Origin of the sequence: Streptococcus cristatus, from assembly GCF_003943535.1 — a bacterium.
GTDB lineage: Bacteria > Bacillota > Bacilli > Lactobacillales > Streptococcaceae > Streptococcus > Streptococcus cristatus_L.
On record NZ_RJPU01000001.1, the window covers coordinates 193,060 to 212,351 of the forward strand.

Sequence of the window (19,292 nt, forward strand, 5' to 3'; positions counted from 1 at the left end):
TATATTGGAATGTAAGGATGCTCTCTATCAAGCAGCTAAGAGCAGGGGATAGAGGTAGCAGAGCAGCGTGAAACTAATAAGGGCGTAGAAGATACCGATTCGGATCGCTTGGATGGGCTTGTAGAAGCGAATCAGTGTCAGAATACACCAGACCAGTAGAACGAGGATAAACCAAGCGGAGATCAGGCGCAATGGCGTTGGACCATAAAGATAGATATAGATGCCAAAGAGTTTCCAGCCGGCAAGCAAGGCCAGTAAAAAGGCAAAAATAAAGAGGACAGTGCTGGCTAGACGAGTACCTTTCTGGTCCCAGAGAGGTTTTTGAGCCAGCAAATAAAAGGCGGCTAGCACAGCGAAATTTAGAAGTGATACACGAACGAGTTGCCAGAAGCCAGCAACAGCAACGGTTGAGGCATTTTGTGGAGAAATGGTTTGGAGGCTAGTGCCAGCACTAAGGAGTTCACTTAATTCTCCTAAACCAACGAGGAAAAAGAGAGCGTAGGTCAGGCAGAGACTACCGATGATGATATAGGCTGTAAAAGCAGGGAACATCCGCAGTGGCTGAATTTTATTTTGGAAGCTTTGGTAGGTAACTTTGATATTTTTTTGATTCAATAAGCTACCAACAATCAGACTGTAGAGATAAAGGCCGATAGGTAGGGCAAAAAAGATACGAAGAGCGATGGCGTCTGTATCAAGATTTGAAAAGATCAAGTCAAAGAAAAGATGCAAGGCATCAGCTGTATTACTAAAGAAAAGAGCGAATCGATCAGAGACTTGGCTAAGTTGTGACCAAACGAAGAAGACAAGCATACCAGCAATAAGAAGGCTACTTGCGATCATCGTACTTTGGACTGCTTTTTTAGAAGAATCGCCGTCTTCAGCAGTCGTATCTGAAGTCTTGCCAGTCCGAGCAAAGACCTGAAGACCAGCGAAAAAGTTTCTAAAAGGTAGAATTACAAAGGCTTGAATGCTATCGTACCAAACCATGATTCCCAAGCGACCTTGATTGAGCCAACCTGTCCGCGACAAGATGTAAAAAGAAAAGGAGATGTGGAGAGTCAAAGCTTGAAAAATCTCTAATTGCGGGTGAAAGCCCCAGATACTGAGAGCCAGTGCCTGAGTCAGGCTGAGAACCAGAAAAAGATTGGACTCGAGCCCAGCAGAGGCATCCTGTTCGATTTGAGGCAAGCTTATCGGCGTTTTTCTTACTAACCACTCGGTCAGGCTAATTAGACCAGTCGCAATAGGAAAAAAGTAAATGGTCTTGTTGCCGTCAATGGCAACTGCATAAAAATAGGCTAAGAAATAGAGAATGAGAGAGCTGATTCTAAAATTCTTCAGTTCCTTTATGTTTAAAGCTGTGAAGATGCTTTTTCGCTCTTGGTCTTTTTCAAAAGGAAGGTAGGGTTGTCCCGTCATCTGTCCTTGTGATGGTGTTTCCATGTTTATTCCTCCTCGGTTTCATCTGTGATATATTCAAGAATATCGCCGGGCTGGCAGTCCAATTCCCGACAAAGGGCATTAAGTGTTGAAAAACGTATTGCCTTGGCTCGATTATTTTTCAAGATGGACAAGTTGGCAGGGGTGAGATCAATCAATTCTGCTAAGCGTCCAGCACTAATCCGTTTTTGAGCCATGACAAGGTCTAAATTTATCTGAATCATAGTCCCTCCTAAATCGTGTAGTCTACTTCTTCTTGCAGCTCAATGGCCTTGCCAAAAGCATTGCGGATAACCCGAATAATCAAGGTTAAAATGCAGCAAGAAACGGCTACGAGGAGCATGGGCATATAGACTGTCAAGCCCATAAAGAAAGAAATGAGGGCGACCATTCCGACTTCCCAGCCCAGATAGCGCATATACTGCACATTCTGTCTGATAAAGACCTGATTTTTCCCGATGCGGCTGAGGAGCCGGTAGAGATGTACGATACAGGTCAGAGCTAGGCAGCCCAAGACATAGCCTAGAAGCAACAATATCCAATAGCGACTTTCTCCCTGAAAGAAAGGTGAGGGAAATTCGATGACTAGGCTGACTACCCAAGGTCCGATGGCTATCAGGACAATGGAAGCAATAAATAAAATGCTGAGGCTGATTTTTGTAAGCACAATGCTTATATCTTCAGCTGTTTTTTGTCTTGTCTTTGACATGGATTCCTCCAAATAATTTCTAGTTTTATTTACTATATCACAAAACATATCGATAATCAATAACAAAATATCGAAAAATAATAAAAATTTATCAAAAAACAGTAAAATTATTTTTGATAAGCGCTGAAAAAATAACAAATACTCGCTGGAATAGATGGAGAGAAAGTAAAGCTCTTGCCCCTTTAACTGACTTTTTTGGTATAATGAAAGGCAGGAGTAGTCTGGCTTTGCTGATCGGAGATCGAGAGAATAATGCAAGAAAGGAAAGAGTCCGTGGGTCTAAAAAATCTTCATTACCGTAGTAAAATATATGAATTTCTCATGGCACCTGCTATCGTTTCAAGGGAAGATAAGTATATGTGGAAGGATTTGCGGCAGGATCAAAAGGAGCTGTTGCTTGATGTGCAGCCCTATTATGATCAGCTTTATCAGGCTTTACTCCCTCTGAAAAGCGAGCTGGTTGCTGTTGGTTTATTTGAAGAAGCTACGGTAGGGCTGGCTCCGCTCCTTTATCTCTATTTATTGGAAAAAGGGGAAGATCCAAGCAATTTAGAGGAATTACTGGAGTGTTTGAGAGCTTTAGACACAGATCAAATTCTTTATTGCCTAGAACTCAAGCTTTCTGTTGGAAGGGTTGCCAACAGAAGTCAGGAAGATTTGTTGGCTTTTCTAGAGGCTAGTGACAAGTCTCCAGAGAATAAATGGTACTGGTATCAAGCCATTCAGCATCCAGAGCAGCTGCGGAATCGGCTAGTTTCTTTACTGGAAGAAGTCTTCAAACTTTATCAGCCGATTTATGAGCGATTTGAGCAGGAAGTCTTGGTTTTTGAAAAAGATTTTAGCCTATCTGACATGTTTGATGATGAAGCGCTGAAAGATAAGTTACTTGCAAATGAAACACATGTCTTTGTCTTGTCACCTGTATTTATAGATTTCTTTTTTGAAAAAATTCCTGATTTTAGCTCTTATTTCTTGGTCGTTTCGACGAGAAGTTCCCAGGTGTCACAGACAGGATCGGAGCTTGATGACGAAACACTCGCTCTGACACTGAAAACTCTTGGAGATGAAACTCGCTATAAAGTCTTGATTGAGCTGATTCAGCCACATGCCAAGAATAAAGATATTGCGAAAAAGCTAGGCCTCACAAGAGCTTCTATCTCTTTCCATACGCAGAAGTTGCTAAACTCTGGCTTGCTGGAGCTTGTGATGGATGACGATTCTGTGAAATACACGGTCAATAAAAAACTGATTCAAAAAATTATAGAGAAGTTCAATCAGGACTTGAAATAGCTGAAGAAAACCTAGATTTATCCTAGGTTTTTATTTTTGTAAAGCAATTGTCTAACCAATTGTTGACAACTGTTTAATAAATTGCTATTATTTTTGTTAAATAAAACTCTAACAAAAATAAAGGAGTTGCTTTATGAATATCTTTCTAAAAAACAGAAATTTCCGTCAGTTGCTCATCAATCAATGGATTTCAGGTTTTGGCGATATTGTATTTTATTTAGCCTTGATGAACTATGTTTCTGCCTATTCCTTTGCTCCACTTGCGGTTTTCATCATTTCGCTTTCTGAAACCTTGCCCCAGTTTATTCAAGTTTTTACTGGAGTTGCGGCAGATTTTCAAAAGAACCGTACCCAGAAATACCTACTCATACAATTTAGCAAGATCCTACTATATAGTTTGGTGACGCTTTTGCTGTTTGGGCAAGATTTTTCTTTCTTGATTCTGCTTGTGATTTGCTTGATAAATTTTCTGTCGGATAGTCTGAGTTATTTTTCAGGTGCCATGCTGACACCCGTCTACATAAAGGTGATTGAGCAGGATATGACCTCTGCTATGGGCTTTCGACAGGCTAGTATGAGTCTGGTTCATATCTTGGGCAATCTGGCTGGTGGTTTTCTCATTACTTGGATGAGCATCGGAGCTTTGGCCGGCCTAAATACCTTGACTTTTGTGCTGGCCTACTTGGGCTTTCGACAGATTAGTAAGCATCTGCATGACTTAGAGCCGACCCTCGGCCATGACAAGGAGTTAACTAAAGAAAATTATTGGAAACACCTGTTAGCTTCTCTGAAAGTCTTGCTGGACTTGAAAGACATTGTGAGACTGCTCTTGATTTCATCTTTGGGTCAAGTTATTCTAAATATCCTGACGCCAGTAGCGACTCTGCTATTGCTCAAAAAAACTTTTTGGAACATGCAGGTAGGCCAGTCCCTTGCCTTGCTGATTGTTTTCAGTTCTGCTGGGTTGATTTTAGGGAATATGTTGAGTGGCAGTTTACTGAAAAAACTGTCGACCAAGCTTGTTATGTATGCTAGCCAATTGTTTGAAGGCTTTATCCTTTGTGGTTTTTTCTTGCAGAATTTTTTACTTGTCTTGATAGCGACCTTTGTTTGTGCCGTTGTGGTAGGTCTGCTGAGTCCTAGATTGCAAAAATCTGTCTTCAGCCTGATACCAGAAGAGTCCATGGGAGCCATCCAGTCAGCCATTAACCTATTTAGCATGACCGTTCCAAGTATTTTATCTATGCTCTTGATAGCCCTTGCTAGTAGTATGGGGATTGACTACATTCTTCCTCCACTTGTATTAATGCTGTTATTGTCTGTCTGGCTCATTATTCCGATGGGAGATTTGGATACGGATAGTTGACGAATAATAATTTTCTCATTTTTCTACTTTGGATAGAGTGACTTCTGCATTTTTAGGTCATTTTTGGTATAATGAAAGGCAGGAAATACAAGGAAGTAAAGCATGGAAATTTTTGATACACACACGCATTTAAATGTGGAAGAATTTGCTGGTCGAGAGGCAGAAGAGCTTCAGTTGGCTGCAGAAATGGGCGTTAGCAATATGAATGTTGTCGGTTTTGACCGGCCGACCATTGAGCGCGCCTTGGAGTTGGCCGATAGTTATGAGCAGATTTACGCTACGATTGGCTGGCATCCGACTGAGGCTGGGACTTATGATGAGGCTGTGGAAGCCTATCTGCTGGACAAGCTTGGTCATCCAAAAGTGGTGGCTCTGGGCGAGATTGGGCTGGACTATCACTGGATGACAGCGCCTAAGGAAGTGCAAGAGCGAGCATTTCGCCGACAAATCCAGCTGTCGAAAGAGTTAGACCTGCCTTTTGTCGTCCACACGCGCGACGCTTTAGAAGACACCTATGAGATTATCAAGAGTGAGGGTGTAGGCCCTCGGGGCGGTATCATGCACTCTTATTCAGGTTCTTTGGAAATGGCTGAGCGCTTTATCGAGCTGGGGATGATGATTTCCTTTTCTGGAGTCGTCACCTTTAAAAAAGCGACGGATATTCAGGAGGCTGCGCAGAACTTGCCTTTGGATAAAATTCTCGTCGAGACGGATGCGCCTTACCTAGCACCTGTTCCCAAACGCGGCCGAGAAAACAAAACAGCCTATACCCGCTATGTTGTGGAGAAAATTGCTGAACTTCGTGGGCTGACGGTCGAAGAAGTGGCGAAAGCAACCTATGCCAATGCAAAGAAGGTGTTTGGACTTGACTGAAAAGATAAAAATCCCCCAAGTGGTCGTTGTGGAAGGGCGTGATGACACAGCTAATCTCAAGCGCTATTTTGATGTTGAGACTTATGAAACGAGAGGTTCTGCCATTGGCGATGCGGATATTGAACGGATTCGTCGCTTGCAGGACTTACATGGAGTCATTGTTTTTACAGATCCCGACTTCAATGGCGAGCGGATTCGCCGTCTGATTATGACGGAAATTCCCACTGTCCAACATGCCTTCCTCAAGCGTGACGAAGCAGCTCCTAAGTCCAAGACCAAAGGGCGCTCGTTAGGCATTGAGCATGCTAGCTTTGAAGACTTAAAGACAGCCCTCGCTGGGGTAACCAGCCATTTTGAGTCAAGCAGTGATTTTGATGTGACGAAGAATGACCTCATGCGGCTGGGATTGCTCCTAGGAAGCGACAGCCGTCAGCGCCGAGAGTATCTGGGGGAAGAGCTTCGTATTGGCTACTCCAATGGCAAACAGCTACTCAAACGCTTGGAACTGTTTGGAGTAACCTTGGCAGAAGTGGAAGAAGCCATGCTTAAGTATTCAGTCTAACGGAGTCAGAAATGAAAAAAGTAATTATTACAGGCGGCAATAGTGGTATTGGCTACCAGGCTGCTAGACAGTTAGCTGAAAAAGAGTGGTCAGTGACCCTATTTTGCCGGAGAAAAGAAGCTGCTGAGCAAGCCTGTGAGAAAATCCGTCAACAAACAGAAAATCCGCATGTAGATTATATCTTGGTTGATTTATCTGAGATGAAAAGTGTCAAGAAAGCGGTAGAACAGTATATCCAAAAAGAAGCGACTTTAGATGTTTTCATTAACAATGCGGCCGATTTTGACTTATCGGTCAAGAAGGCTATTCTTACCAAAGACGGATTGGAAAAACAATTTGCGACCAATGTGGTTGCTCCCTTTTTACTTTCTGCTTTGTTGAGAGGCTTGTTGGAAAAGTCTGAGAATGGTCGGATTATTAATATTTCTTCCCAAGGACTGGTGCTTTATCCTTTCATGAAGCTTGATTTTGAAAATTTATCCGGTCAAAAACATTACAGTCCTGCCAAGACTTATTATCAGAATAAGCTGGCCTTGTTGATGCTGTCACTTTATATGCGGAAACAGTGGAAAGGCATCAAAATTCAAGCAATCCGTGTAACCAATGTCAAAGTAGATATGCGCCGCTATGATCACCTCAGCGCTTTTATGAAAAATCTGTATAAAATTAAGTCGAGATTTTCGATTAGTCCTGAAGAAATGGCGAAAGTCTATACAGCCTTATCTACAGAAGATGGCTATGAGGGCTTTTTGTATGACGAGAAATGTAGAGAAGTTAAGGCTAATGCATTTGCTTACGAGGAAGAAGAACAGAAAAAACTCTACACCTTGCTAGAGCAAATGACCTCCTTAAAAGATAACGAATAACGAATTAGAAAAGAGAGAAAATGAGAATTGCAGATTATAGTGTGACCCGTGCCATTCTGGAGCGTCACGGTTTCACTTTTAAAAAATCCTTCGGTCAGAATTTCCTGACGGATACCAACATCCTCCAGAAGATTGTGGATACAGCCGAGATTGATAAAAATGTCAATGTCATTGAAATTGGTCCTGGTATTGGGGCTTTGACAGAATTTTTGGCGGAAAGTGCCGCCGAGGTAATGGCCTTTGAGATTGATGATCGACTGGTTCCGATTTTAGCGGATACTCTGCGCGATTTTGATAATGTGACAGTGGTCAATCAGGATATTCTCAAGGTTGATCTGGCTCAGTACATAGCAGAGTTTAAAAATCCGGGCCTGCCTATCAAGGTAGTGGCGAATCTCCCCTACTACATCACGACGCCGATCCTCATGCATTTGATTGAGAGTGGGATTCCTTTTAGTGAGTTTGTCGTGATGATGCAGAGAGAAGTGGCGGATCGGATTTCGGCTCAGCCTAATACCAAGGCCTATGGCAGTTTGTCAATCGCGGTGCAGTATTACATGACGGCCAAGGTTGCCTTTATCGTGCCGCGGACAGTCTTTGTGCCAGCGCCAAATGTGGATTCGGCCATTCTCAAGATGGTGCGTAGAGACCAGCCAGCAGTGGAAGTCCAAGACGAGAAATTCTTTTTCAAGGTTTCCAAGGCCAGTTTTGTCCACCGTCGGAAGACTCTCTGGAATAACCTGACCAGTTATTTTGGGAAGTCTGAGGAGACTAAAGTTAAGTTAACAGCTGCCTTAGAGCAAGCTGAATTGTCTCCAAGTGTCAGGGGAGAAGCCTTGACTTTGGCAGATTTTGCCCGTCTGGCGGATGCCTTGAAGGAACAAGGATTATAAGATTTGAAAACCAGCCCTTTTTGAAAAGGGCTGGTTTTTCTGAAAGAAATTTCAAGAAGATTTTATAATTTTTCAAAAGAAAAACTCTTGTCAACTTGGACAAGAGTTCCTGTTCGATGCGGAGGAAGGGATTTGAACCCTCACACCCGTACGGGCACATGCGCCTGAAGCATGCGTGTCTGCCGTTCCACCACCTCCGCTTGCTTTTTATTATAACATATTTTTTGAAAATGCCAATAGTAAAAGCCAAATATATGTTTTTTTGATATAATAATTGTATTAACTTTAAAGGAGCAGTCTTGCAAGGAATAATTATCAAAGCCTTGGCTGGCTTTTATTATGTAGAGTCAGATGGGCAGGTGTATCAGACGAGAGCGCGTGGAAATTTCCGCAAAAAAGGTCAGACGCCTTATGTTGGTGACCATGTCGAATTTTCAGCGGACAAGGATTCTGAAGGCTACATTTTAAAAATCGCCGAGCGTAAAAATAGTTTGGTGCGGCCACCCATTGTCAACATTGATCAGGCAGTTGTCATCATGAGTGCCAAGGAGCCGGACTTCAATGCTAATCTCTTGGATCGTTTTTTGGTGCTTTTGGAGCACAAGCGGATCCATCCTATTATCTACATCAGCAAGTTAGACCTGCTTGAAAATGAGCAGAGCTTGGATGTCTATGTACAGGCCTATCAGGCCATCGGCTATGAGGTCGTTAAAACCACTGAGGAGTTGCTGCCACTTCTGACAGGGAAAGTCACTGTTTTCATGGGTCAGACCGGTGTTGGGAAATCCACCCTGCTCAATAAAATTGCCCCAGACTTGCAATTAGAAACAGGAGAAATTTCTGAAAGTCTGGGGCGGGGTCGTCATACGACACGGGCGGTCAGCTTTTATAATCTTAACGGCGGAAAGATTGCGGACACTCCGGGCTTTTCTTCTCTGGATTATGAGGTGGACAAGGCAGAAGACCTGAATACAGTCTTTCCAGAAATTGCCGAAATCAGTCGGGACTGCAAATTCCGAACCTGCACCCATACACATGAGCCGGCTTGTGCTGTCAAACCAGCCGTAGAAGCCGAGCAAATTGCTGCTTTTCGTTTTGAAAATTACCTGCAATTTCTCAGTGAAATCGAGAACCGTCGTGAAACCTATAAAAAGACAGCTAAAAAACTTCCTAAATAGAGAAAGGAACTATCATGAAAACATTTAAAATTGCTCCCTCTGTTCTGAGTGCGGATTATGCTAATTTTGAGACTGAGCTGAAAAAGCTAGAAGCTAGCGGGGCGGAGTATGCCCATTTGGATGTCATGGATGGCCATTTTGTACCTAATATCAGCTTTGGTGCTGGTGTTGTAGCAAGTATGCGTCCCCACAGCAAGATGGTTTTTGATTGTCATCTCATGGTGTCCAATCCTGAGCATCATATTGAGGAATTTGCTCGGGCGGGTGCGGATATTATCAGCATCCATGTGGAAGCAACACCGCATATTCATGGGGCTCTGCAGAAGATTCGGGCGGCAGGCGTCAAGCCTAGCGTTGTTATCAATCCTGGAACACCGGTTGAAGCGATAAAAAATGTCTTGAATCTAGTGGATCAGGTCCTAGTTATGACAGTCAACCCAGGCTTTGGTGGTCAGGCTTTTCTGCCAGAAACCATGGATAAGATTCGTGAACTGGTCGCTTTGCGAGAGGCCAATCAGCTGAACTTTGATATTGAGGTTGACGGAGGGATTGACGATAAGACGATTCAGCTGGCTAGAGAAGCTGGCGCCAATATTTTTGTGGCCGGTAGCTATGTCTTCAAAGGTGATGTCAGTCATCAAGTTCAGACCTTGAGGGATGCGTTAGATGCCTAGGATTGCTCTGTTTGCTGGCGGTGATTTGACTGAGCTCAATCGAGATTTTGATATCTTTGTCGGAGTTGATCGTGGCGCCTTTTATTTGCTAAAGCAGGGATTGCCTCTGGACTTAGCGGTTGGTGATTTTGATTCTGTATCTGAAGAAGAATTGCTGCGCATAAAAGCTGGTGCCAAGGAAGTAATTCAGGCTCAGCCTGAAAAGGATGATACGGACTTGGAATTGGCCGTTCTGGCTTGTCTTGAGCGCTATCCAGATGCTTATCTGACGATTTTCGGCGCTTTTGGCGGTCGTCTAGACCATGCTCTGGCCAACATTTTCTTACCCAGCAACGATAAGATCGCTCCCTATATGGAGCAGCTGATCTTAGTTGATGCCCAGAATTGCATCCGCTATGTGCCTTCTGGCCGTCATGAAATCAAGCCAGTGGAAGGGATGGACTATCTAGCCTTTATGCCGACAGAGGATGTTCCTTTGACCATTGAAGGAGCTAAATATCCTTTAAATGAAAGGAATTTTTTCTTTAAAAAAGTCTATGCTTCTAACGAATTTATAGATAGACCTGTATTTTTATCCTTTGACAAGGGTTATACGGTTGTTATTTACAGTAAAGATAGGAGTTGATATGGAATATATCATCATCATCCTGCTTATCATCAATCTGGTCTTTCTCTATTTCTTCTGGCAGAGACAGGGGCAGCAGGAGCAGGCAATCAAAGTCTTGCTAGAAGAGCAGGAAGATCATCTGTCCGACCAGCTGGACTATCGCTTTGAGCAGGAAAGGCAGCAGGAAGCTCTTCGGCAAAAAGAGCTGGAACTGGTTCTGGGCGATCGGCTAGCAGAAGTTCGAACAGATTTGCATCTCCATTTGACGGATTTGCGAACCGAAATGGCGGATAGTTTCAGCAAAAATCGAGACAAAACCGATGAGCGGATGCGTCAGATTCAGGAGTCCAATGACCTGCGGCTGGAGCAGATGCGCCAGACCGTTGAGGAAAAATTAGAGAAGACTTTGCAGAGTCGCCTGCAGACCTCCTTTGAGACGGTATCCAAGCAGCTAGAATCTGTCAATCGTGGATTAGGAGAGATGCAGACGGTGGCTCGGGATGTGGGCAGTCTCAATAAGGTTCTTTCCAATACAAAAACCCGTGGCATTATGGGCGAGCTCCAGCTGGGACAAATTATCGAAGATATCATGACATCCAGCCAGTATGAGCGGGAATTTGCTACAGTAGCAGGTTCTAGTGAGCGCGTGGAGTATGCCATCAAATTGCCGGGACAGACGGAGCAGGACTATGTCTACCTGCCCATCGATTCTAAGTTTCCTCTGGCGGATTACTACCGCTTGGAAGATGCTTACGAGTCTGGCAACAAGGAAGAAATTGAACTTTACCGTAAGTCGCTGTTGGCTAGCGTCAAGCGCTTTGCCAAGGATATTAATAGTAAGTATCTGGCTCCACCGGCTACGACTAATTTTGGGATTATGTTTTTGCCGACGGAAGGACTCTATTCCGAAGTGGTTCGCAATCCAGAGTTTTTCGATGGTTTGCGGCGAGATGAGCAGATTGTCGTGGCGGGACCATCTACCTTGTCAGCCCTGCTCAACTCTCTCTCAGTTGGCTTTAAAACCCTGAACATTCAGCGTAGCGCAGATGACATCAGCAAGGTTCTGGGCAGCGTCAAGCTGGAATTCAACAAATTTGGCGGTATTCTAGCCAAGGCTCAGAAGCACCTGAAGAACGCTTCTGGCAGCATTGACGAGCTACTGACTCGCCGAACCAATGCCATTGAAAGAACGCTGCGGCATATTGAATTGTCTGACCAAGACCTCCATTTACACTTGCTCGATATTCCAGACGAAAGGGAAAACTATGAAAATTAATCAAATGAAAAAAGATGAGATGTTTGAAGGGTTTTATCTGATTAAGTCAGCCGAAGTCCGACAGACCAGAGCTGGGAAGAATTACCTCGCCTTCACTTTCCAAGATGACACTGGAGTGATTGAAGGGAAATTATGGGATGCCCAGCCCCATAATGTGGCAGAGTTTACAGCGGGGAAAGTCGTTCACATGCAAGGACGCCGCGAAGTCTACAATAACACCCCGCAGGTTAATCAGTTGACCCTGCGCCTGCCAAAAGCGGGTGAGCCTAATAATCCTGCTGATTTCAAAGAAAAACCACCTGTTGATCAAAAAGAACTGCGAGAATACTTGGCACAAATGATTTTCAAGATTGAAAATCAAGTCTGGCAAAGGGTTGTGCGCTCCCTTTACAGCAAATACGATAAGGAATTCTATTCCTACCCCGCAGCGAAAACCAATCACCATGCTTTTGAATCAGGACTCGCTTTTCACACAGCTACCATGGTCAAACTAGCGGATGCGATTGGTGACATCTATCCTCAGCTCAATAAAAGCCTTCTTTTTGCGGGGATTATGTTGCACGACTTGGCCAAAGTCATTGAGTTGAGCGGTCCGGAAAATACGGAATACACCGTGCGAGGCAATCTGATTGGCCATATTGCACTGATTGACGAAGAATTGACCAAAACCTTGGCGGAGCTGAAAATTGATGATACCAAGGAAGATGTCATTGTTTTACGCCACGTCCTCCTCAGTCATCACGGTCTCCTTGAATACGGCAGTCCCGTTCGTCCAAAGATTATGGAAGCAGAAATCCTACACATGATTGACAATCTGGATGCGGAAATGATGATGATGACTACGGCTCTGTCTCTCGTTGCTCCAGGAGAAATGACCAATAAAATATTCGCATTGGAAAATCGTTCCTTCTATAAACCAAAAATTGATAAGTGAAATACGAAAAATGGGCATTATATTTAGTATAATGTTCGTTTTTTTGATATAGTATGATATAATGAAAAAAATAAAATAAATATTCATAGAAATCACTCCAAACTTTGAAATAGGAAGAATTGATTACTGCTCTATGCGAGAAGAGCTACGTTCTCAGATTAGTTTGTGGCTGATTTTGATGGAGTCGAATTGGTGAAAAAATGAAATTAAGAAGAAGTGAGCGCATGGTGGTTATTTCCAATTACTTGATTAACCATCCCTACCAATTAACAAGTTTAAATACATTTGCAGAGAAATATGAATCTGCCAAGTCTTCCATTTCAGAAGACATTGTGATTATCAAACGTGCCTTTGAAGAAATCGAAATTGGTACGATTGAGACAATTACTGGTGCTGGAGGAGGTGTCGTCTTCACTCCTTCCATTTCAGAAAAGGAGGCCAAGGCTATCGTTCAAGACCTCCGCGATCAGCTGTCTGAAAGCAATCGAATCCTGCCTGGCGGCTATATCTACTTGTCCGATTTGCTCAGTACGCCATCTATCCTCAATAATATCGGTCGCATCATTGCCAAAGCTTTTAAAGATCAAAAGATTGATGCTGTTATGACAGTGGCGACCAAGGGGGTTCCGCTTGCCAATGCTGTCGCGAATGTTTTGAATGTTCCCTTTGTCATTGTCCGTCGCGATTTGAAAATCACTGAGGGCTCTACGGTCAGTGTCAACTATGTCTCTGGCTCTAGTGGAGATCGGATTGAGAAAATGTTCCTCTCTAAACGTAGCCTAAAAGCTGGCAGTCGGGTACTGATTGTTGATGACTTTCTAAAGGGAGGCGGAACAGTTAATGGGATGATTAGCCTTCTGTCCGAGTTTGATTCGGAGTTGGCAGGAGTAGCGGTCTTTGCGGACAATGCGCAAGCCAATCGCGATCATCTGGAATACAAATCGCTGTTAAAGGTGACCAATATCGACGTTAAATCAAATAAGATTGATGTTGAGATTGGGAATATATTTGATTAACTTTAGGAAAGAATTATGAGAAATATTTTTGATAAATTAGAGAGAGCTTCTAACCTTGTTCGTTTAGGAATCCTGGCAATAATGCTGCTTATCTTGGTTTCTGGACTTATATTTTTAAAACCAGCTCAGAAGAATACGGGCTCCGCCAAAACAGTCAGTTACAGTAGACGTTCAAGCTCCAGTAAAGCTAGTTCTACTAAGAAAGCATCGTCAGAAGATAATACGATTCAGGATGCTGAAGTAGCTGTTAAAAAGTTAGAAGAAGAGCGTACCGATGAAAGTTTGACTCAAGCACAAGCAGCGGTTGACAAGGTAAAAGATGAGGACGCTAAAGCTAAGTTTCAAGGTCGAATTCAAGCCGTAAAAGATGCAATGAAAACACCTGAGGAATCCACTGAACCTGATTCAGACCAGCAGCAGTCGTTCTCTCCTACGCCTGTTGCGCCAGTTTATCGAACACCTGCCATCTCAATCGAACCACGAATACAGCCACAAGAAAGTTCGACTCCTGCACCATCCTCTAGTCCAGAAGTTACCCCAAGTCCATCTTCGGAGATACCAAGCCCGTCTTCAGATACTTCGGGCGCCTCTTCAAATACGGTGGTTCCTTCCCAGACTTCAAGTGAAAAATAAGATTGAATAGCTATTTTTGTTAGTATTTAAGTAATTATCACCAATTAGTTGTAGCATATTTTCAGATCTTTAAGATGATAATAATCAAGCAAAAGGTTGATTAAGAAGTGAAGATAAGTAAAAAATTAAGAAAATCTATTGACGAGGATATGCTTCTGTGTTACAATGATAAACGGTACTTTTTACTTTTGGTCTCTCAAAAGTGTACAGAGACGTGCTGACAAATGTTGCAAAAGTACACACAGATGGTAGCTGTCACCAAGTGTATCATCACCAAAATTAAAAAAATACAGGAGAATGTAGATGCCTACAATTAACCAATTGGTTCGCAAACCGCGTAAATCAAAAGTAGAAAAATCTAAATCACCAGCTTTGAACGTTGGTTACAACAGCCACAAAAAAGTTCAAACAAACGTATCTTCACCACAAAAACGTGGTGTTGCAACTCGTGTCGGAACTATGACACCTAAGAAGCCTAACTCAGCCCTTCGTAAATTTGCCCGTGTACGTTTGAGCAACTTGATCGAAGTTACGGCTTACATCCCAGGTATCGGACACAACTTGCAAGAGCACAGCGTGGTGCTTCTTCGTGGTGGACGTGTAAAAGACCTTCCAGGGGTACGTTACCATATCGTTCGTGGTGCACTTGATACAGCAGGTGTTACTGACCGTAAGCAAGGCCGTTCTAAATACGGTACTAAGCGTCCAAAAGCATAAAGAAAGGGGATAAAGATAAATGAGTCGTAAAAACCGTGCGCCTAAGCGCGAAGTATTGCCAGATCCGCTTTACAATTCACAATTAGTTACTCGTCTTATCAACCGCGTTATGCTTGATGGTAAGCGTGGTACAGCAGCTTCTATCGTTTACGGAGCTTTTGAGCAAATCAAAGAAGCTACTGGAAATGATGCACTTGAAGTATTTGAAACAGCGATGGAAAACATCATGCCTGTTCTTGAAGTACGTGCACGCCGTGTCGGTGGTTCAAACTACCAAGTACCGGTTGAAGTTCGTCCAGAACGTCGTACTACACTTGGACTTCGTTGGTTGGTAACAATTTCACGTGGTCGTGGTGAACACACTATGCAAGATCGTCTTGCAAAAGAAATCATGGATGCTGCTAACAACACTGGTGCAGCAGTTAAGAAACGCGAAGATACTCACCGTATGGCTGAAGCTAACCGTGCCTTCGCACACTTCCGTTGGTAAGATCATGATACCAAGGGCGCCAAAGGCACAAGGTAAAAATAGGAAACTGATGCAGTGTTTGAAGAACACAAAGCAGTTTGTCTTTTTTGCGCAGGGCCTCGCTCGGGTTCAAATTAGCTAAAAATATTATTCTTAGCTATAATTCAACTGATCATCTTGTAAGTTGAAACCAACAAAAAACAAGATAAACATTTAGAACGGGTAGGTCCTGCCTATCCGTTTTTTCTAAATAATGTTATAATAGATTGTAAAATAAAAAAATAGGAGAAACTAACCTCATGGCACGCGAATTTTCACTTGAAAAAACTCGTAATATCGGTATCATGGCTCACGTCGATGCTGGTAAGACAACTACAACTGAGCGTATCCTTTACTATACTGGTAAAATCCACAAAATCGGTGAAACTCACGAAGGTGCGTCACAAATGGACTGGATGGAGCAAGAGCAAGAACGTGGTATCACTATCACATCTGCTGCGACAACAGCTCAATGGAACCACCACCGCGTAAATATCATCGACACACCAGGACACGTGGACTTCACAATCGAAGTACAACGTTCTCTTCGTGTATTGGATGGTGCGGTTACCGTTCTTGACTCACAATCAGGTGTTGAGCCTCAAACTGAAACAGTTTGGCGTCAAGCAACTGAGTACGGAGTTCCACGTATTGTATTTGCTAACAAAATGGACAAAATCGGTGCTGACTTCCTTTACTCAGTAAGCACACTTCATGACCGTCTTCAAGCAAATGCTCATCCAATTCAATTGCCAATCGGTGCTGAAGATGACTTCCGTGGTATCATCGACTTGATCAAGATGAAAGCTGAAATCTATACTAACGACCTTGGTACAGATATCCTTGAAGAAGATATTCCAGCTGAATACCTTGAACAAGCACAAGAATATCGTGAAAAATTGGTGGAAGCTGTTGCTGAAACTGATGAAGAATTGATGATGAAATACCTTGAAGGTGAAGAAATCACTAACGAAGAATTGAAAGCTGGTATCCGTAAGGCAACTATCAACGTTGAATTCTTCCCAGTATTGTGTGGTTCTGCCTTCAAGAACAAAGGTGTTCAATTGATGCTTGATGCGGTTATTGACTACCTTCCAAGCCCACTAGACATCCCAGCGATCAAAGGTATCAACCCAGATACAGACGAAGAAGAAACTCGTCCAGCATCTGACGAAGAGCCATTTGCAGCTCTTGCCTTCAAGATCATGACTGACCCATTCGTAGGTCGTTTGACATTCTTCCGTGTTTACTCAGGTGTACTTCAATCTGGTTCTTACGTAATGAACACTTCTAAAGGTAAACGTGAACGTATCGGACGTCTTGTGCAATTGCATGCCAATAGTCGTCAAGAAATTGAAACCGTTTATGCTGGGGATATTGCAGCTGCTATTGGTTTGAAAGATACGACAACTGGTGACTCATTGACAGATGAAAAAGCTAAAATCATCCTTGAGTCAATCAACGTTCCAGAACCAGTTATCCAATTGATGGTTGAGCCAAAATCTAAAGCAGACCAAGATAAGATGGGTATTGCCCTTCAAAAATTGGCTGAAGAAGATCCAACATTCCGCGTTGAAACAAACGTTGAAACTGGTGAAACAGTTATCTCTGGTATGGGTGAGCTTCACCTTGATGTCCTTGTTGACCGTATGCGTCGTGAGTTCAAAGTTGAAGCAAACGTAGGTGCTCCTCAAGTATCTTACCGTGAAACATTCCGCGCTTCTACTCAAGCACGTGGATTCTTCAAACGCCAGTCTGGTGGTAAAGGTCAATTCGGTGATGTATGGATTGAATTTACTCCAAACGAAGAAGGAAAAGGTTTCGAGTTTGAAAATGCTATCGTCGGTGGTGTGGTTCCTCGTGAATTCATCCCAGCGGTTGAAAAAGGTTTGATTGAGTCAATGGCGAATGGTGTCCTTGCTGGCTACCCAATCGTTGATGTGAAAGCTAAACTTTACGATGGTTCATACCACGATGTCGACTCATCTGAAACAGCCTTCAAGGTTGCGGCTTCACTTGCTTTGAAAGAAGCTGCTAAGACTGCACAACCAGCTATCCTTGAGCCAATGATGCTTGTAACCATCACTGTTCCTGAAGAAAATCTTGGTGATGTTATGGGTCACGTAACAGCTCGTCGTGGACGTGTTGACGGTATGGAAGCACATGGTAGCAGCCAAATCGTTCGTGCTTATGTTCCGCTTGCTGAAATGTTTGGTTATGCGACTGTCCTTCGTTCTGCAACACAAGGACGTGGTACCTTCATGATGGTATTTGACCACTACGAAGATGTACCTAAGTCAGTACAAGAAGAAATCGTTAAGAAACACCGTGGTGAATAATTCACTACATGACGCTCGCTTCTAGCGGGCGTTTTTTCTTTTTGGAATCGAAATATGAAATTTATGAAAAACATCGAAAATACATGAAAGAAAATTTGTTACTTGTTAATAATAATGAAATCAGTTGCAATTTTGGTCAATAAGGTATATAATAGATATGTTGAAAGGTGATTTGTAGTGATTCAAGTTACTCTTTTCACATAAAATTTTTTTTGATTTTCATAAGGAGGAAATCACTAATGGTAGTTAAAGTTGGTATTAACGGTTTCGGTCGTATCGGTCGTCTTGCTTTCCGTCGTATCCAAAACGTAGAAGGTGTTGAAGTTACTCGCATCAACGACCTTACAGATCCAGTTATGCTTGCACACTTGTTGAAATACGACACAACTCAAGGTCGTTTCGATGGTACTGTTGAAGTTAAAGAAGGTGGATTCGAAGTTAACGGTAAATTCGTTAAAGTTTCTGCTGAACGTGACCCAGAACAAATTGACTGGGCTACTGACGGTGTAGAAATCGTTCTTGAAGCAACTGGTTTCTTTGCTAAGAAAGACGCTGCTGAAAAGCACCTTAAAGGTGGAGCTAAGAAAGTTGTTATCACTGCTCCTGGTGGAAACGATGTTAAAACAATCGTATTTAACACTAACCACGACGTTCTTGATGGTACTGAAACAGTTATCTCAGGTGCTTCATGTACTACAAACTGTTTGGCTCCAATGGCTAAAGCACTTCAAGACAACTTTGGTGTTGTAGAAGGATTGATGACTACTATCCACGCTTACACTGGTGACCAAATGATCCTTGACGGACCACACCGTGGTGGTGACCTTCGTCGTGCTCGCGCTGGTGCTGCTAACATCGTTCCTAACTCAACTGGTGCTGCTAAGGCTATCGGTCTTGTAATCCCAGAATTGAACGGTAAACTTGATGGTTCTGCACAACGCGTTCCAACTCCAACTGGATCAGTTACTGAGTTGGTAGCAGTTCTTGAAAAGAACGTTACTGTTGATGAAGTAAATGCAGCTATGAAAGCAGCAGCTAACGAATCATACGGTTATACAGAAGATCCAATCGTATCTTCAGATATCGTAGGTATGTCTTACGGTTCATTGTTCGACGCAACTCAAACTAAAGTTCTTGACGTTGACGGTAAACAATTGGTTAAAGTTGTATCATGGTACGACAACGAAATGTCTTACACTGCACAACTTGTACGTACTCTTGAATACTTTGCAAAAATCGCTAAATAATTCAATTGTATGAAGAAGGGATCCGAATGGGTCTCTTTTTTTGTTTTGTAGAACAGCTTGAAGGAGTGGCTATTGGAAATCAACTCGATCATCTAGCAGCATTAGCATTTATCAGAAAAATGAGAATCGTGTGGTCTTTCATCTATCTTTGATTGGAGAAA

The 19,292-nt window shown here is 42.9% G+C and carries 20 protein-coding genes and 1 tRNA gene; 17 read left to right on the plus strand and 4 right to left on the minus strand.

Features of this window, described 5'->3' with window-relative positions; genetic code table 11:
- Positions 1-27: 27 nt before the first annotated feature.
- The 3 genes from D8790_RS01075 to D8790_RS01085 are packed head-to-tail and all read right to left on the minus strand — an operon-like array spanning position 28 to position 2,152.
- On the minus strand, positions 28-1,446 hold the full coding sequence (locus tag D8790_RS01075; RefSeq protein WP_125387275.1) for a DUF4153 domain-containing protein: 1,419 nt from the start codon (positions 1,444-1,446) through the stop codon (positions 28-30).
- Between the two features lie 2 nt (positions 1,447-1,448).
- Positions 1,449-1,667: a helix-turn-helix domain-containing protein gene (locus D8790_RS01080; RefSeq protein ID WP_005591644.1), complete on the minus strand. Its 219-nt coding sequence runs from the start codon at positions 1,665-1,667 to the stop codon at positions 1,449-1,451.
- Between the two features lie 8 nt (positions 1,668-1,675).
- The gene (locus tag D8790_RS01085; RefSeq protein WP_041826919.1) at positions 1,676-2,152 is read right to left on the minus strand and encodes a DUF2975 domain-containing protein; all 477 of its coding nucleotides are present in this window, start codon (positions 2,150-2,152) and stop codon (positions 1,676-1,678) included.
- Between the two features lie 252 nt (positions 2,153-2,404).
- Here D8790_RS01085 and D8790_RS01090 point away from each other — a divergent pair, with 252 nt between their 5' ends.
- The 6 genes from D8790_RS01090 to rsmA all read left to right on the plus strand — a co-directional run bounded on the left by D8790_RS01090 (position 2,405) and on the right by rsmA (position 8,002).
- Positions 2,405-3,442: an ArsR/SmtB family transcription factor gene (locus tag D8790_RS01090; RefSeq protein WP_125387276.1), complete on the plus strand. Its 1,038-nt coding sequence runs from the start codon at positions 2,405-2,407 to the stop codon at positions 3,440-3,442.
- 133 nt (positions 3,443-3,575) lie between these two features.
- On the plus strand, positions 3,576-4,808 hold the full coding sequence (locus tag D8790_RS01095) for an MFS transporter (RefSeq protein WP_125387277.1): 1,233 nt from the start codon (positions 3,576-3,578) through the stop codon (positions 4,806-4,808).
- A 102-nt stretch (positions 4,809-4,910) separates the two neighbouring features.
- Entirely contained in the window at positions 4,911-5,681 is a 771-nt protein-coding gene (locus D8790_RS01100; protein ID WP_125387278.1) for a TatD family hydrolase, read from the plus strand.
- Complete coding sequence (rnmV, locus tag D8790_RS01105) at positions 5,647-6,243, plus strand: ribonuclease M5 (RefSeq protein ID WP_125387279.1); 597 nt, start codon at positions 5,647-5,649, stop codon at positions 6,241-6,243. Before D8790_RS01100 ends, rnmV begins: the two co-directional genes overlap by 35 nt.
- Before the next feature lie 11 nt (positions 6,244-6,254).
- The gene (locus tag D8790_RS01110) at positions 6,255-7,109 is read left to right on the plus strand and encodes an SDR family NAD(P)-dependent oxidoreductase (RefSeq protein ID WP_125387280.1); all 855 of its coding nucleotides are present in this window, start codon (positions 6,255-6,257) and stop codon (positions 7,107-7,109) included.
- Between the two features lie 20 nt (positions 7,110-7,129).
- On the plus strand, positions 7,130-8,002 hold the full coding sequence (gene rsmA, locus D8790_RS01115; protein ID WP_125387281.1) for a 16S rRNA (adenine(1518)-N(6)/adenine(1519)-N(6))-dimethyltransferase RsmA: 873 nt from the start codon (positions 7,130-7,132) through the stop codon (positions 8,000-8,002).
- A gap of 117 nt (positions 8,003-8,119) precedes the next feature.
- Here rsmA and D8790_RS01120 read toward each other — a convergent pair.
- Positions 8,120-8,202 (minus strand) — tRNA-Leu (locus D8790_RS01120).
- A gap of 99 nt (positions 8,203-8,301) precedes the next feature.
- Between D8790_RS01120 and rsgA the strand changes: the two genes are divergently transcribed.
- The 11 genes from rsgA (at position 8,302) to gap (ending at position 19,131) form a co-directional block, all read left to right on the plus strand.
- Complete coding sequence (rsgA, locus tag D8790_RS01125) at positions 8,302-9,180, plus strand: ribosome small subunit-dependent GTPase A (RefSeq protein WP_125387282.1); 879 nt, start codon at positions 8,302-8,304, stop codon at positions 9,178-9,180.
- Between the two features lie 14 nt (positions 9,181-9,194).
- Positions 9,195-9,854, plus strand: a complete 660-nt coding sequence (gene rpe / locus D8790_RS01130) for a ribulose-phosphate 3-epimerase (RefSeq protein WP_125387283.1) — start codon at positions 9,195-9,197, stop codon at positions 9,852-9,854.
- A complete protein-coding gene (locus D8790_RS01135; RefSeq protein WP_125387284.1) occupies positions 9,847-10,479 on the plus strand; it encodes a thiamine diphosphokinase in 633 nt (210 codons plus the stop codon). Before rpe ends, D8790_RS01135 begins: the two co-directional genes overlap by 8 nt.
- Position 10,480: 1 nt before the next feature.
- Positions 10,481-11,737 carry a DNA recombination protein RmuC gene (locus D8790_RS01140; protein WP_125387285.1) on the plus strand — a complete coding sequence of 419 codons (1,257 nt, stop codon included), beginning with the start codon at positions 10,481-10,483 and terminating at the stop codon, positions 11,735-11,737.
- The gene (locus D8790_RS01145) at positions 11,727-12,671 is read left to right on the plus strand and encodes a 3'-5' exoribonuclease YhaM family protein (protein ID WP_045500508.1); all 945 of its coding nucleotides are present in this window, start codon (positions 11,727-11,729) and stop codon (positions 12,669-12,671) included. The genes D8790_RS01140 and D8790_RS01145 overlap by 11 nt, the downstream gene beginning before the upstream one ends.
- Before the next feature lie 200 nt (positions 12,672-12,871).
- The gene (gene purR, locus D8790_RS01150) at positions 12,872-13,687 is read left to right on the plus strand and encodes a pur operon repressor (protein WP_061422196.1); all 816 of its coding nucleotides are present in this window, start codon (positions 12,872-12,874) and stop codon (positions 13,685-13,687) included.
- Between the two features lie 15 nt (positions 13,688-13,702).
- Positions 13,703-14,320, plus strand: a complete 618-nt coding sequence (locus tag D8790_RS01155) for a hypothetical protein (protein ID WP_125387286.1) — start codon at positions 13,703-13,705, stop codon at positions 14,318-14,320.
- Positions 14,321-14,623: 303 nt separating this feature from the next.
- Entirely contained in the window at positions 14,624-15,037 is a 414-nt protein-coding gene (rpsL, locus tag D8790_RS01165) for a 30S ribosomal protein S12 (protein WP_005591658.1), read from the plus strand.
- Between the two features lie 19 nt (positions 15,038-15,056).
- On the plus strand, positions 15,057-15,527 hold the full coding sequence (gene rpsG, locus D8790_RS01170; protein ID WP_005591659.1) for a 30S ribosomal protein S7: 471 nt from the start codon (positions 15,057-15,059) through the stop codon (positions 15,525-15,527).
- A gap of 278 nt (positions 15,528-15,805) precedes the next feature.
- Positions 15,806-17,884 carry an elongation factor G gene (gene fusA / locus D8790_RS01175; RefSeq protein WP_125387287.1) on the plus strand — a complete coding sequence of 693 codons (2,079 nt, stop codon included), beginning with the start codon at positions 15,806-15,808 and terminating at the stop codon, positions 17,882-17,884.
- A gap of 239 nt (positions 17,885-18,123) precedes the next feature.
- The gene (gene gap, locus D8790_RS01180) at positions 18,124-19,131 is read left to right on the plus strand and encodes a type I glyceraldehyde-3-phosphate dehydrogenase (protein WP_005591661.1); all 1,008 of its coding nucleotides are present in this window, start codon (positions 18,124-18,126) and stop codon (positions 19,129-19,131) included.
- Positions 19,132-19,292: the final 161 nt, after the last annotated feature.

Bases quoted from the DNA above. Each gene is read 5' to 3' on its own strand.
- D8790_RS01075 (WP_125387275.1), bottom strand. From the start codon at position 1,446: ATGGAAACACCATCACAAGGACAGATGACGGGACAACCCTACCTTCCT.
- D8790_RS01080 (WP_005591644.1), bottom strand. From the start codon at position 1,667: ATGATTCAGATAAATTTAGACCTTGTCATGGCTCAAAAACGGATTAGT.
- D8790_RS01085 (WP_041826919.1), bottom strand. From the start codon at position 2,152: ATGTCAAAGACAAGACAAAAAACAGCTGAAGATATAAGCATTGTGCTT.
- D8790_RS01090 (WP_125387276.1), top strand. From the start codon at position 2,405: ATGCAAGAAAGGAAAGAGTCCGTGGGTCTAAAAAATCTTCATTACCGT.
- D8790_RS01095 (WP_125387277.1), top strand. From the start codon at position 3,576: ATGAATATCTTTCTAAAAAACAGAAATTTCCGTCAGTTGCTCATCAAT.
- D8790_RS01100 (WP_125387278.1), top strand. From the start codon at position 4,911: ATGGAAATTTTTGATACACACACGCATTTAAATGTGGAAGAATTTGCT.
- rnmV (WP_125387279.1), top strand. From the start codon at position 5,647: ATGCCAATGCAAAGAAGGTGTTTGGACTTGACTGAAAAGATAAAAATC.
- D8790_RS01110 (WP_125387280.1), top strand. From the start codon at position 6,255: ATGAAAAAAGTAATTATTACAGGCGGCAATAGTGGTATTGGCTACCAG.
- rsmA (WP_125387281.1), top strand. From the start codon at position 7,130: ATGAGAATTGCAGATTATAGTGTGACCCGTGCCATTCTGGAGCGTCAC.
- rpe (WP_125387283.1), top strand. From the start codon at position 9,195: ATGAAAACATTTAAAATTGCTCCCTCTGTTCTGAGTGCGGATTATGCT.
- D8790_RS01135 (WP_125387284.1), top strand. From the start codon at position 9,847: ATGCCTAGGATTGCTCTGTTTGCTGGCGGTGATTTGACTGAGCTCAAT.
- D8790_RS01140 (WP_125387285.1), top strand. From the start codon at position 10,481: ATGGAATATATCATCATCATCCTGCTTATCATCAATCTGGTCTTTCTC.
- D8790_RS01145 (WP_045500508.1), top strand. From the start codon at position 11,727: ATGAAAATTAATCAAATGAAAAAAGATGAGATGTTTGAAGGGTTTTAT.
- purR (WP_061422196.1), top strand. From the start codon at position 12,872: ATGAAATTAAGAAGAAGTGAGCGCATGGTGGTTATTTCCAATTACTTG.
- D8790_RS01155 (WP_125387286.1), top strand. From the start codon at position 13,703: ATGAGAAATATTTTTGATAAATTAGAGAGAGCTTCTAACCTTGTTCGT.
- rpsL (WP_005591658.1), top strand. From the start codon at position 14,624: ATGCCTACAATTAACCAATTGGTTCGCAAACCGCGTAAATCAAAAGTA.
- rpsG (WP_005591659.1), top strand. From the start codon at position 15,057: ATGAGTCGTAAAAACCGTGCGCCTAAGCGCGAAGTATTGCCAGATCCG.
- fusA (WP_125387287.1), top strand. From the start codon at position 15,806: ATGGCACGCGAATTTTCACTTGAAAAAACTCGTAATATCGGTATCATG.
- gap (WP_005591661.1), top strand. From the start codon at position 18,124: ATGGTAGTTAAAGTTGGTATTAACGGTTTCGGTCGTATCGGTCGTCTT.